The 12,305-nt window shown below is 47.4% G+C and carries 9 protein-coding genes; 5 read left to right on the top strand and 4 right to left on the bottom strand.

Features of this window, described 5'->3' with window-relative positions; all coding sequences use genetic code 11:
* Nucleotides 1–41 precede the first annotated feature (41 nt).
* Both ABEW34_RS10630 and ABEW34_RS10625 read left to right on the top strand, forming a co-directional pair.
* Nucleotides 42–1,160: a CgeB family protein gene (locus tag ABEW34_RS10630; protein WP_430158010.1), complete on the top strand. Its 1,119-nt coding sequence runs from the start codon at nucleotides 42–44 to the stop codon at nucleotides 1,158–1,160.
* On the top strand, nucleotides 1,153–2,274 hold the full coding sequence (locus ABEW34_RS10625) for a CgeB family protein (RefSeq protein WP_430158008.1): 1,122 nt from the start codon (nucleotides 1,153–1,155) through the stop codon (nucleotides 2,272–2,274). Before ABEW34_RS10630 ends, ABEW34_RS10625 begins: the two co-directional genes overlap by 8 nt.
* Nucleotides 2,275–2,309: 35 nt before the next feature.
* Here the strand turns inward: ABEW34_RS10625 and ABEW34_RS10620 are convergent, their stop codons facing one another.
* Nucleotides 2,310–3,353 carry a ketoacyl-ACP synthase III gene (locus ABEW34_RS10620; protein WP_430158005.1) on the bottom strand — a complete coding sequence of 348 codons (1,044 nt, stop codon included), beginning with the start codon at nucleotides 3,351–3,353 and terminating at the stop codon, nucleotides 2,310–2,312.
* Between the two features lie 168 nt (nucleotides 3,354–3,521).
* Here ABEW34_RS10620 and ABEW34_RS10615 point away from each other — a divergent pair, with 168 nt between their 5' ends.
* The 3 genes from ABEW34_RS10615 to ABEW34_RS10605 all read left to right on the top strand — a co-directional run bounded on the left by ABEW34_RS10615 (nucleotide 3,522) and on the right by ABEW34_RS10605 (nucleotide 6,372).
* A complete protein-coding gene (locus ABEW34_RS10615; RefSeq protein ID WP_430158003.1) occupies nucleotides 3,522–4,310 on the top strand; it encodes a YhcN/YlaJ family sporulation lipoprotein in 789 nt (262 codons plus the stop codon).
* Between the two features lie 229 nt (nucleotides 4,311–4,539).
* Nucleotides 4,540–5,763, top strand: coding sequence for an MFS transporter (locus tag ABEW34_RS10610; protein ID WP_430158000.1), 1,224 nt, complete (start codon nucleotides 4,540–4,542; stop codon nucleotides 5,761–5,763).
* A 348-nt stretch (nucleotides 5,764–6,111) separates the two neighbouring features.
* Complete coding sequence (locus tag ABEW34_RS10605; protein WP_430157998.1) at nucleotides 6,112–6,372, top strand: hypothetical protein; 261 nt, start codon at nucleotides 6,112–6,114, stop codon at nucleotides 6,370–6,372.
* Between the two features lie 213 nt (nucleotides 6,373–6,585).
* On the opposite strand, the gene ABEW34_RS10600 is transcribed toward ABEW34_RS10605, so the two are convergent.
* The 3 genes from ABEW34_RS10600 to ABEW34_RS10590 all read right to left on the bottom strand — a co-directional run bounded on the left by ABEW34_RS10600 (nucleotide 6,586) and on the right by ABEW34_RS10590 (nucleotide 12,279).
* Nucleotides 6,586–8,196, bottom strand: coding sequence for an RICIN domain-containing protein (locus tag ABEW34_RS10600; protein ID WP_430157995.1), 1,611 nt, complete (start codon nucleotides 8,194–8,196; stop codon nucleotides 6,586–6,588).
* A 141-nt stretch (nucleotides 8,197–8,337) separates the two neighbouring features.
* Nucleotides 8,338–10,608, bottom strand: coding sequence for a helix-turn-helix domain-containing protein (locus tag ABEW34_RS10595; protein WP_430157993.1), 2,271 nt, complete (start codon nucleotides 10,606–10,608; stop codon nucleotides 8,338–8,340).
* A gap of 78 nt (nucleotides 10,609–10,686) precedes the next feature.
* On the bottom strand, nucleotides 10,687–12,279 hold the full coding sequence (locus ABEW34_RS10590) for an extracellular solute-binding protein (protein WP_430157990.1): 1,593 nt from the start codon (nucleotides 12,277–12,279) through the stop codon (nucleotides 10,687–10,689).
* Nucleotides 12,280–12,305: the final 26 nt, after the last annotated feature.

Genomic DNA, 12,305 nt, shown 5'->3' with positions numbered 1-12,305 from the left:
TGTTGTGCAGCGATTAAAATCGAAGCAAGGCGGTGCAGCTAATGGTGGCCAGAAAAAATAATTCCCGCAAGCAAGTGCGGCAAAGTGGGTATGAAACTGGCTTTCATACCGGCTGGCGAGACGGCGCTTGCGAAGCGTTAAGCGGACTGTTGCCTTCGCCGGAGCTAACGCCCGTTCCCATGCGGATGCTCTATATCCCGCAAGGGTTTGAGGCCATTGACACGGGCCTCATTGAGGCGCTGCAAGCGAGTGTGACCGAGCTTCATGTTGGAAGCGCAGAACAGCTTGCCGAGCAAGCGGCAGCTATTTCCCCCGACATCGTGCTTGTGATGAACGGCCTGCATACTTTTCCAGCCAATCATCTGCAGCAGATCGGCGAGGTCAAGCAGCGGGGCTTCCGTACAGCAGTATGGTTCGTAGATGATCCTTATATGACGGAGAAGACGGTTGCAGCAGCGCCGCATTATGATATCGTGCTGACGCATGAGCTTGGGACACTTGAGCTGTATCGCAGCATTGGCTGCACCAACGTACATTATTTGCCTCTGGCGGTGCATGCCGGCTTGTATCGGCCGCAGCGATCGAATTCAGCTTTTGCCAGCGATGTTTGCTTTATTGGGCAAGGATTTTGGAACCGAATCGGGCTAATTGATGCCATTAGCGAGCGGCTGCTGGCAAAGAGGCGCAAAATCTTTTTGTCCGGGGGTCTATGGGAGCGTTTAGCGGTCTATAAGCGGTTGCAGCCGTTTATTCATACCGACTGGTTAAGTGCAAAGCAGACGATCCCTTATTATAACAACGCCAAAATCGTCATTAATATTCATCGAACGACGGAGGCAGGCTCAGACAATTTTAATGCGTTACAGAGCCCGGGGCGCTCGATCAATCCGCGAACGTATGAGATTGCCGCTTGCGGCGCTTTCCAACTAACGGATATTCGTGAGGATTTGCCGTATTATTACACGGCTGGACAGGAAATTGAGACTTTTCAAGATGCTGAGGAGCTCGCAGCAAAAATCGATTTTTATTTGGAAAATGAGGAAGCCCGCAGCCGGATTGCAGTTAATGGTCTGCGCCGCACGCTGAGGGACCATACATTCAGATCACGTGCCGTGCAGTTATTACAGCTTATTATGAGGGAGGGAGAGTCGAATGGCTAAACGATCGGCTTTGCGACAAAGGCAGAATCCGCCCACTGAAGTAGAACTAGGGAGAGCTGCAGGCTACCATGAAGGCTGGGAGGACGGTTATTGGTTTGGCCAATGCGAGTCGGTTATTAGCCATATCCCCCCCATAGCAGGAGTATGGCCTGTACATGTCATGTACGTGTCCACAGGAAAGGGATTTCCTTATTCGCCGCTTGATGAAGCGGTAGCCGCTACATTAACGGGAATGGTCGCTCAGCTAACTGTCGTGAAGACGGGTGAGCCTGTAGCAGAAATCGCCGCGCAAGCTCGTCCGGACTATGTTATTGTGCTGGATGGGCTGCAGTTTGATGTAGCACAAATTGATGCCATGCGCGCTTTAGGCATACGTACAGCTATTTGGTTTACAGATGACCCTTATTACGCGGATATCACGATAACGCTTGCCCCGCATTATGACGCCGTGTTTACGCTTGATCGAAATTGTGTAGCGCTTTATCAGGAGCGAGGTTGTGACAATGTGCATTATTTGCCATTCTGCGTCATGCCCGCCCAGTTCAGGCCGATGAATCCGCAGCGCAGCAAGCGCAAGGAGATCAGCTTCATCGGCTCGGGCTATTTGAACAGAGTTCAATATTTTAACGAGGCTGCTTCCTATTTGGCCAGCAAAGATACGCTCATATCGGGGATTTGGTGGGATCGGCTGGAAAATTTCGATAGACTGCGATCTAAAATCAATCTAGGGGAATGGATGACTCCGCAGGATACGGCGCTTGCTTATAATGCGTCCAAAATCGTCATTAATATGCACCGGGCTCATGATGATGCCTTATTTAACAGCAACAGTCTAGGAATAACGGCGTCTTCGCCAAATCCGCGCACATTTGAAATTTCGGCTTGTGCTGTACTCCAGTTAACGGATGTGCGGGAAGATTTGGCTTCTTTCTACACACCGGGTGTAGAAATTGTGACGTATGAATCTCCGCAGGACATGGTGGAAAAGCTGGACTATTATTTGAATCATGAAAATGAGCGCAAGGAAATTGCCATTCGCGGCATGCATCGCACGCTGAGCGAGCATACTTATGCCCATAGGCTGCATGCGATGCTGTCCATTTTATTTTCATAATGAGGCTTGGGGCATGTTGTACTGGCTGCGGCAGCTTAAATGGACCACCGCATAATAACGCCAGATTGCGTAAGTCCGCCTCCAAAACCATATAACAGCAGCAGATGACCCGGCTTCACTCTGCCGTCTTTGACGGCTGCATCCAGCGCAAGCGGAATGGAAGCGGCAGAGGTGTTGCCATAATGCTCAATGCTGGACAGCGCCTGCTGCGCTTCAAAACCGATACGCTCGCATAAAGCATCTATAATACGCTGATTGGCATTGTGCGGAACGAACCAGTCAATCGTCTGAGCGGTGTAGCCGCTGCCATCCAGCAGCTCTTGAACGCCTGCTGCTACGCGGCTTAATGCCCAGCGATATACTTCCCGGCCATTTTGGACGAGCATGGTATTTTGTGTAAGCTCGAAGCTGCCGATGTGTGGCGCCAGGCTGCTGCGGTATACGTGATGACCCTGCTCACCATCGGTGCTCGCATTTGAAGCGAGTATGTCGCCAGCAGGCAGTGTAGAACCAGCGGCAGCCATGCTGCTAATATCGGATCCCGTATCGGTCGTTTCAACGAGCATGGCACCTGCGCCATCGCCGAATAAAATGCAGGTCGTCCGGTCTGTGTAATCTGTAGCCCGTGAAAGCGTTTCGGTGCCAATAATTAAAATTTTACGGCATAGCTTGGAAAGCAATAGGCCATTTGCCATTTGCAGGGCGGAAGTGAAGCCAGCGCATGCGGCTTGCAAATCAGCATTTCCGCAGCCTTTCATGCCGAATGACGCCTGTACTCGTGAGGCTACACTTGGAACGAAAGAATCCGGTGTAGAGGTTGCGACGATGATGTAGTCGACATCATGAACGGTTTTATTATATCTGTGGATCAAATCGCGCACAGCTTCAATGGCTAAATCGCTGGCAAATTGCTGTTCTCCTACTATTCGGCGCTCGCGGATGCCTGTACGTTGAAAAATCCATTCATCCGAAGTGTCTACAAGCTTTTCTAAATCTGGATTGCTTAAAATGCGTTCAGGTACATAAGTGCCGATAGCCGTTACTGCTGCATGGGATTGTACGAGTGTGGAAATGGTCATGAAAAACAACTCCTTCATAATTTAGTACCAGATGCTAATACCTGATAATAAATTACTCCTCTCCATACATTTTGTCAAGTCCAATTGGTGCATAGTCTGAATCGCGAACGCTCATCCTAATAGCGGGTCATGAGGCCTGTAAACAACCACAAGGGAGGAATACAGCACATGCGTAAAACGAATTTTCTTGCTGTCTTGTCCGCAGGCGCCCTGCTTAGTGCCATGTTGACAGGCTGTGCAGCCAATCAAGGTGATTTGGGAAATAAAAACATTCGCACCAAAATGGTAAGGGAAGATGCAAATGGAAACAGAGTTTTAAACGATCGTTTTGCTAATGATCATATGAATGAGAAAAATTATGTGAATGGAAAAAACATCTATGGAAATAACATTGTAGGTAGTCATAAAAATTATAAAATGGAAATGAGCGAAGAAATTGCGAAACGTATTACCAATAAGCATAACGTTAAGTCCGCAAACGTGCTGCTGACCGATAACAACGCTTATGTGGCGGTATCGTTTGAGGACAACCTCAAAAATGGTGATAAAAAGCTGATGAGCCGCACCAACTCCAGCTATATGGGCCGTGACGGCTCAAATTACCAACGCGGCATGAATACGATGAGCACGGGCGAAAATGCTTTGACCCACCAAATTAAAGCTGAAATTGCCAAGGAAGTCAGAAAGGTGAAGCCAGGTGTTAACAATGTCTACGTATCGGCTAACCCCGATTTTGTTGGCCGTATGACGAGCTACATGACCGATGTCCGCAACGGACATCCGATCCAAGGCTTCATAGTCGAATTTAACGCAATGGCTGAGCGCCTGTTCCCGGCCAACGCTAACAAAATCGAAACGCGAGGTTATGATGGCGACATGAACTACCGCAGCATGACCGATCGCACAGACCGCGATAATTATACAAATGCGCATAGAAGCCCGATGATTTACGATTAACTTTTAGTGAAAAATAGGGCATGAAGCATTCAGCGTGAAGCACGCGAAAGCATCTATATAATGAAAGCAGCCGGCGAATTATAACCGGCTGCTTTTGTTTGCGTTCCGTTTAATTTGTCGCTATAATAATTCTAAATTTTAGGAGGTGTCTTTCTTGACCCATTCCATGCGATTACGTTAATTTAAGGTGCATATATCATAGTCAAAATGAATGAAGGAGACTATATCCATGCAGCTTAAATGGCAAAAAACGTTCGCGGTTATTTTCAGCGGACAAATCTTTTCCATATTGACGAGTTCGATGGTGCAATTTTCGGTTATTTGGCATCTGACGCAAACGACCGGGTCCGCCTCGGTTTTAATGATAGCGGGCTTGGCTGGATTTTTGCCGCAGGCGATTTTAGGGCCTTTTATTGGCGTATGGCTGGATCGCTGGAACCGTAAATTGACGATGATTATAGCCGATAGTGCAATTGCCTTTTTTAGTTTGATTTTAGGCTTGTATTTCTTTTTTGGCGAGCCGAGTCTAGCGTTTGTCTACGTGATTTTGATGGTTCGCTCTGCTGCCTCTGCCTTCCATGCGCCGGCTTTTCAAGCTGCGATCCCATTAATGGCGCCTGAGGATCAGCTGACCCGTGTGGCGGGCTGGCAGCAGATGGTTTTTTCCTTTTCCAGTGTAATCGGACCGGCGCTGGGCATTGCAGTTTATTCCGCGACGTCGCTTGGAGCGGTGCTGTTCCTTGATGTGGCCGGAGCGTTAATCGCCAATGTCATGTTATTGTTTGTGAGGATTCATCAGCCAAAGCCGGAGACAACACAAGCGCCATCCTTTTTCAAGGAGTTTAAGCTGGGCTGGGATGCTTTCATTAAAGTAAAGCCAATTGTCGTCATTACGATAGCTACAGCTATTTTCAGCATTGGATTTATGCCTTTGGCGACATTGTTTCCTTTCATGACGTTATCTCATTTCGGGCGTGGGGGATACAGTGCCAGCCTCGTTGAAGCGATTTTTGGCATTGGCATGATTGCGGGTGGCGTACTGCTGTCGGTAGTTGCTTCTAAATGGAAGGACATTACGTATATGAGCCTGAGCTTGGCCATGATTGGTCTGACCTGTGTGCTGAGCGGTGTGATCAGCAAGGAGGCTTTTGTGCTGTTTGTGGTCGTATCTTTCTTTATGGGAGCGGCAGCGCCTTTCTTCAATGGGCCTTATATGGCGATGATCCAAAGGGCTTTCGAGCCTTCGATGCTGGGACGTGTTATTTCGCTCGTCACAAGCGTGATGATGCTTTCCTCCCCGATTGGGCTAGCATTAGCAGGACCTATTGTCGATAAGTACGGCGTGCAGGTATGGTTTTTCTGGTCGGGGATTGTCATTATTTTGACGAGTGCTGTCACATTTGCTTTGTTCCAGCGCATGAAGGCGGAATTGCCGGAGGTTTCGGAGGGGTAGTGAGGAATTTTGTAAGAAGTAGCTAAGAAAGCAGGATATATGGAGAAGGGGCAGAGGTTGCCTTGATTTTAGGGCAATCTCTTTTTAATGTGGTAGATTTAATGTTTGATTTTTGCATTACCAATGTGATGTGGTTCCGCAAGCGTATATCATTTATTTTCTAGGAGAGTGGAAATTAAAACATCAATAGTTAGTTAAGTAGCTTATATAGTGCATGTTTCAAGTGGCGGATGTGCCTTAATTATGGTTTTTGAAGTGACATGATGAACTAAGTTTTCATTTACAAATTCCTACCAATCTCAGCAATATGGTATAATAATCACAACATACCAAAGCGAGGTGAAGCCAATGAAATGGGAAGAAATAGTTGATTCACTTCCGGATCGTTTTGTGTTGGTGGAAGCGATTAAAGCTAGCTCTAACAACCGAATTCGCAGACTTCAAGATATGGCGATTATTCAGGATTATGACAACCCTCAGGAAGCGTGGGACGGATATAAACATTTTCATAAACAATTTCCAATGCGTGAATTATATGTTTTTCATACTAGCCGGACGGATGTGGAAGAGGTTGAAGAGTTTTTCTCAGGAATAAGGCAGCGTTCATGAAGATTCAAATCTTAAATGGCCTGCCTATTGTTTCCTTGACCTTGAAACACCAACAGCAATCAATTTATCTGGCTAATGTTTTGGAACGATGAAGATTGATTATTGTTAAAGTAGGCAACGGTGAAGGAGAAAGCGCAAGTATCGACGCTGGAGTAGCCGCGGTACTTGCGCTTTTTTTACATTATAAAGATTTCACAAGCCATATCCTAAAGCTTATTGCAGATAGCTTGCGAATTCAGGGTAATGAATGTATTTCAAGCTTGAGGCGCTGCTTACGGCACCTGCAAAATTGGTTGCGAAGGTTTTTACGTCGTTTCCTGAAGTTGCATACGCATTCAAGATTGGGTAGCTGTATTTAGTGGCTGGATTGAAGGTCGTCACCGTGCCGCTTGGAGTTGGTAGTGCATAAGGTGTCGCTACGGGTGCATTTTCACCTTTATTGGTGTAGGAGCCGACATCTTTGACGGTAGCATTTGGATCAATCGTAATTTCTGTATCCCAATAGCCGCTGGATGCTTTCTTAAAGTTGTGGAAGCGGTTGGCATCCGAATATACATGTGCGCCCGAGCCTCCGATAATGGCCGCATAGCCGGCGTCATCGGTGCTTGGCAGCGTCCTCTGAATCAAATTGTTTAATACATGCAGCCGGCCGTTGCCCGATTGCGGTGTTCTGCGTACCGTCGAATCAAAGTTGTTCAGCATAACGGTCGCATTATTTTTGTTTAGTGCCGTTACTGTGCCAAAAGCAACGGTCCAATATCGGTGAGATAGCTTGTTGTAGGAGATGGTGACATAGTCTGGGTCGGTGTTGGAATAGACGCTCGTATTGACCCAAATAAATTTTCCGACCTCGCCAACATCAATACCGAGAGTGGAGGTAAAGGTGTTATGGTCAATCCAGACGTTGCGCGACCCATAGATCGCAACGGTCACAACATCTCTCCTGTTCTTAATTTCAAAATTGATGTTTTTAATGATGACATTGTTGCTGACGCCCTCTACCTTAAAATAGTCATCGGTGCGCAGACGCGCGTCGGTCAGCCTGTTGGCCGCAAAGGATCCGATAATCGTCTTATTGGAGGCAATTCGTAAATCGTAAACCTCTGAGTTGGCATTATCGATATTGCTGGAAATGACGATCGTCAGCGGTTTTGTATCGAGCAAGGCAGCTTTCAGCTCGGCAAGCGTATTGACGAAAACGGTTTTTCCCAGCAAGCCGCCGATCGTTCCGGTTTTATTGGCCCCGTTCAAATCCTTGGCAAATCCGGCAAAGCCGACAAGGCCGTCTGAGACGAGCTTCCACTTGTGGGTAGTGTTGCCTGCATATGTGCCTATCATCGTTTTATTCGTCGATAGATTGAGGATAAGCGCTTTTGTGTTGTCAGCCTTGTTTAAGACGCGATAGGAAATGTAGTCGCCATTAACATCGGTATCGGTGCCAACGATTTTCCATAATTGCTCGTCTCTGTTAGCTTCCGCATAAAGCACGGCGGCGGTTCCATCTGCCAATGACCAATTAAGCGGAGAGAGCAGCAGGCCCGTTTTTTCATTAATGAGCTTGAAGTAATCTCCGTCTGTCGTTTCAAATCTCCATCTTTCGTTGCTTTCACCATTCGTAGGCCATACGTTCACTTCAGAATTGCTGCTGTAGCCGAGAATGTTTAAATTCCAGCCTTTGTTGACGTTTTCCAGTCTCATTGCTTGATAGGGATAGGAGCTGGCATCTGCAGCCTCGGCCTTTGGAATAGAAGCAGTGAATGGCAATATGCTCAAAATCAGAGCGAAGCAAAGGGTAATGCAGGTGAAATGTAAGGATTTAGACATTTTCAACACTTACGCCTCCTTGTTTGGGGTTTATGGAAAACGAGCTAGTCTGGGAACTAGCTGATGTTGATTGCCTTGTTGCTGTCTCTGCTGATCCAGAGCTCGGACCACCTCCTTAAAATGAAATAAACAATCTCTTAACTAGGATGATGGTTCCTTGGAGGCTAAACGGAATTCCCCAGGTGTCAAGCCGGTCAACTGCTTGAAGCGCCGGATGAAACTGCAAACATTGTTATATCCGACTTCCTCCGCAACGGCTTTGAGCGGCTTTTTCGTTGATAATAAAAGCTGCTTGGAAGCGGTCATTCGAAGCGACGTTGTAAATTCCAATGGCGTCTGACCGGTGTTTTCCTTGAAAAATTGACTTAAATTAGGCAGGGCCATTCCGTAATGCTGTGACATTTCCTGAAGTGAGAAACTGCTGTCTTTATAGTGATCCCTTATATACTGGAGCATGGCTTCTGCCGATCGCTGGTTAGCTGGGGTTGGCTCGTTGTCATTACGACTGTTTCCGAAGGCGGAGCTTAAATCCCGGCTTACCGCATGCATAAGCTGCTCAAATTCATCAATCGTTTCCAGACGCTCCAAATAAAAAATATCGGGATAGCGGTTCGGGCTTTGCTCGTTCAGCCCCATTTCCCGCCAGCCGCCGTTAACGGTGCGGATGATCTCGAAGCATAATCCCCTTACGACATCGAGTGGAGGCTGACGATCACGAATAAAGGCTATTATTGCCGAAATGGAAGTGTTAATTTTGTTTGTGCTGCCTGATTTAATGGCCTGCTGAAGCCCTTTAAGATCCTTGTGCGGATATTCCTCCGCCACAGCGGCCTGCACGGGAATGTCCCCGTAAAAAATCGTCCGGTTCAGTCCCTGAACAAAACGATAGCCAATGGCTGTTTTTGCCTCCAGATATGAGCGAGGCGTTCCATTTATATCGCTCATGCTTCCTACGCCCATGGTGACGGCGCTTGAAGAAGCCAAGCAAATGGATTCCCGAAACAGGCATAATGCTTTGTGCCAATCTCCTGCTGCAAGCTCCGCCTGATCAGCCGTAATGAGCAATACATAACGGTTTTTCTCGAAATGCTCCATCCCGTATGCTTGAAAAGGAGGCGGGATGAGCAGCTCCATTTCCTCCAGCGCTGGATGGGCATCTGAATTCAGGTTGGCTGGAAACTCAACAATGGCTGTCCAAAACAGCGTGCCGGAAATCAAGCATTCCACTTCCTCACCATAAGCATGCAGCTCCTCCGCCGTGTCAAATTCTCCCTTCAGTAAAGAGAGGAGCAGCTGCTTCTTAACGGCCTGAGACTGGGTTTTGACGCGTTCACCGAGCTTCTGATTTTGGCTGACTAGCGTATTTAATGCAAAATGGACCGTTTCAAGCTCATTAAGGCCATCCGTTCGTTTAAGCAGCACCTGATCGCTCGCTACTCGTAGGCGATGGATCGGGCGGTAATTCCACCGCAGACTAAAGAAAATAATCGCTCCTCCAAATATTAGAATAGAGGCGACGCCATACATATACAGCTGCCGCGTCTGCTCGACCTTACTAAGCGCTTTGCTTACTGGCAGCAGCGTTACATATTTCCACCCGGTTTTCTCGGATTTAACGAGAAACAGGTAATATTTTTCATCATTTATTTGCCACTCCCGATAAGGGTTGTCCTTATATAATTGAGCTTGTTTCGCTATATCTGCTCCCGAAGGGCCAACCGCTGTACCGATGCTCGTAACCGGTTGGTTATTCTGGTCAATAATCCAAGTAACGCCATCCGTTGGGGTGTAGGTTGACATCAGGTCGTGGATGGAGGCTTCGTTAATCAGAAAAACCATCGTGGCGTAGGAATGGCTCCGATTCGGAAATATAGGGACGACCATGCGCATATAGCGTTGTCCGGACTTGATGTCCGTCCCGGGAGCAAGGATTTTCATCTCGTTATTGACATTCAAATCTTGCAGCAGCTGTGCTTGCGGCCAATCCTCAAACTGGTAAATATCGTTGACCAGCATCGATTGCGAATAGACGCTGCTGCTCGTAAATATAGCGTCCTCGTCCTTATAATGGAGCCAAATTTCATGAACAAACGGGCTTTGCATTCGAAAACGCTTTAATTCTCGGACCATGCCAAAGGATTTATAGCCCCAATCCTCAGCTATCCGGTAAGGGTAGAGGCTGTTGTCTTCAATGACTAATTGATTTGTAATCTCCTGTACGCGCTTCAACTTATCATCCATCGCATAGCGTACTTTATCGAGCGTATTCAGATTGCCCGAAATAAGCTCCTCTTGGAGCGTATGGGCAAACGACCCGAACACAACGAATGTCAAGATCGTTATGGGCAACAGTAAAAGAATCAGATGCGAAATCAGGTACTTTAGAAAAATTCTATAGGTATTTGTTTTCATATCGTGATCCTCCGCTCGTTTGGAAAAAGGTCAGGGCCGGACCTTCGTCGCAAGCCCTGCCCCATGCAGCAAGCAGCGTTATTTCGCCTGATAGCGTTCGTACGCTGCCTGTTGAATTTGGATGGCTTCCTCGATGCCCATTTTTTTCAACGTTTCTTTGTATTTGCTAAAGTTAGCAAGAGGTTCATTGCCCATTACAAATTTAAGGCGCATTTCCTGAACATAAGTGTCCGCTTCGCTCATAATGCTGCTAATTCGCTGGCTTTCTTCCCCTTTGAACAGTAGTGGAGGCAGCAGGAGCGAGGGGTCCGCCTTAAACCATAGCTCATTAGCTGTCACTTGAGCCGGCTGCTTCAACTCGAAAGCCGCCCAGGCATCAAAATCAAAATTTTGCGCCATGCCGTTTGTCGGATGGGCATACTTGCCGATAATTTCCCACGGAAGCAGACCGTCCGGGTTGTTCATAATTTCATCGGTAAATTGCTTTTTGCCGTTTACGAGCTCATAGCTTTTGCCTTCAATGCCCCAGTTTTGCAGCAGGCTGCCTTCTGGTCCAATCATAAAATCAAGCAGCTTGATAGCCGCTACCGGATCTTTAGCCTGAGAGCTAATAACGACGCCATCAAGGGGCGCATTTTGAACAAGCCGTGTGCTTCCGCTGAAGGCTTTGCCAGCAGGGCCAATAGGAGGACTGATTCCGACGAGATTAAAGTCAGGATGGTCTTTCAGCATAAGCTCTTTGTAGGTGTTGATGCCTGTTATGACCCCCCCGTAGGCTCCAACCGTATTATTCGCGAGCTTGGCTTCAAATGCTTTGTGGTCAATAGCTGCGAATTCGGGATCAAGCAGTCCCTCCGAATACCATTTATTCATGATAGTAAGATAATCCTTATAAACCTCTTCGTACGGGCCAAATGTAATTTTTCCGTTAGTTGGGTGTACCTGAAAACCGCCTAGTAGCCCAAATGCCCCGCTAAATAGATTGAGACTACCGGCTCCCTTCTGATCGGCCAGCGGAATTTCATCGGCTAAGCCATTGCCGTTCGGATCCTGTTCCTTAAAGGCTTTGAGAACCGTATACCAGTCGTCAAGCGACGCGGGTGCCGGCAAGCCTACTTTATCCAGCCAGTCCTGACGAATGAGGTGACCGCTCCACGCATTTCGCCTTAAATCCAGAGAAAGTTCGGGAAACTTGGCAATGGTGCCGTCATCGAGGGCAATCTGCCGCTTGACCTCGGGATTTTCCTCCAATATTTTTTTGTAATTAGGCGCATATTGGTCGATGAGCTCATTCAGGCGAATGACGACGCCGTCCTCGACGAGCTTGGCAATTCCACCGGGGTAGGAGCCTCGAACGTACATTAAATCGGGGTAGGTGCCGGATGCCAGCATAATGTTGAATTGGCTGTCGTCAGCGGACTCCTGAAAATTGATTTTTGTATTCGTGCGCTTCTCGATTTCTTTGAAAGATTCCATTTCAGAGTAGCTTTTAATGACCTTGGAGTTCATCTTGCTATTGGTGAAAAAGGAAATTTCAACGATTTCATTACCTGATGCATCCTTTTCTGCTGTTGCAGAGTTAGTGCTGGAGCTTGAGCTGGCACAGCCAGAGAGCAGCATTGCCGCAGCCGTTGCTGACAACATTATTTTCGACCCCATCCATTGTTTCATGCTTTCCCCTCCTGAAAACGGTTTCA

It is taken from the genome of Paenibacillus algorifonticola (genome assembly GCF_050481745.1).
Lineage (GTDB): Bacteria > Bacillota > Bacilli > Paenibacillales > Paenibacillaceae > Pristimantibacillus > Pristimantibacillus algorifonticola_A.
Note: the sequence above shows the minus strand (reverse complement) of the source record. Positions and strands in the feature narration are given on the sequence as shown.

What these genes read in the sequence shown, in the direction of transcription:
- ABEW34_RS10625 (WP_430158008.1), top strand. Translation starts at nt 1,153, where the DNA reads ATGGCTAAACGATCGGCTTTGCGACAAAGGCAGAATCCGCCCACTGAA.
- ABEW34_RS10595 (WP_430157993.1), bottom strand. Translation starts at nt 10,608, where the DNA reads ATGAAAACAAATACCTATAGAATTTTTCTAAAGTACCTGATTTCGCAT.
- ABEW34_RS10590 (WP_430157990.1), bottom strand. Translation starts at nt 12,279, where the DNA reads ATGAAACAATGGATGGGGTCGAAAATAATGTTGTCAGCAACGGCTGCG.
- ABEW34_RS10600 (WP_430157995.1), bottom strand. Translation starts at nt 8,196, where the DNA reads ATGTCTAAATCCTTACATTTCACCTGCATTACCCTTTGCTTCGCTCTG.
- ABEW34_RS10605 (WP_430157998.1), top strand. Translation starts at nt 6,112, where the DNA reads ATGAAATGGGAAGAAATAGTTGATTCACTTCCGGATCGTTTTGTGTTG.
- ABEW34_RS10615 (WP_430158003.1), top strand. Translation starts at nt 3,522, where the DNA reads ATGCGTAAAACGAATTTTCTTGCTGTCTTGTCCGCAGGCGCCCTGCTT.
- ABEW34_RS10620 (WP_430158005.1), bottom strand. Translation starts at nt 3,353, where the DNA reads ATGACCATTTCCACACTCGTACAATCCCATGCAGCAGTAACGGCTATC.
- ABEW34_RS10610 (WP_430158000.1), top strand. Translation starts at nt 4,540, where the DNA reads ATGCAGCTTAAATGGCAAAAAACGTTCGCGGTTATTTTCAGCGGACAA.
- ABEW34_RS10630 (WP_430158010.1), top strand. Translation starts at nt 42, where the DNA reads ATGGTGGCCAGAAAAAATAATTCCCGCAAGCAAGTGCGGCAAAGTGGG.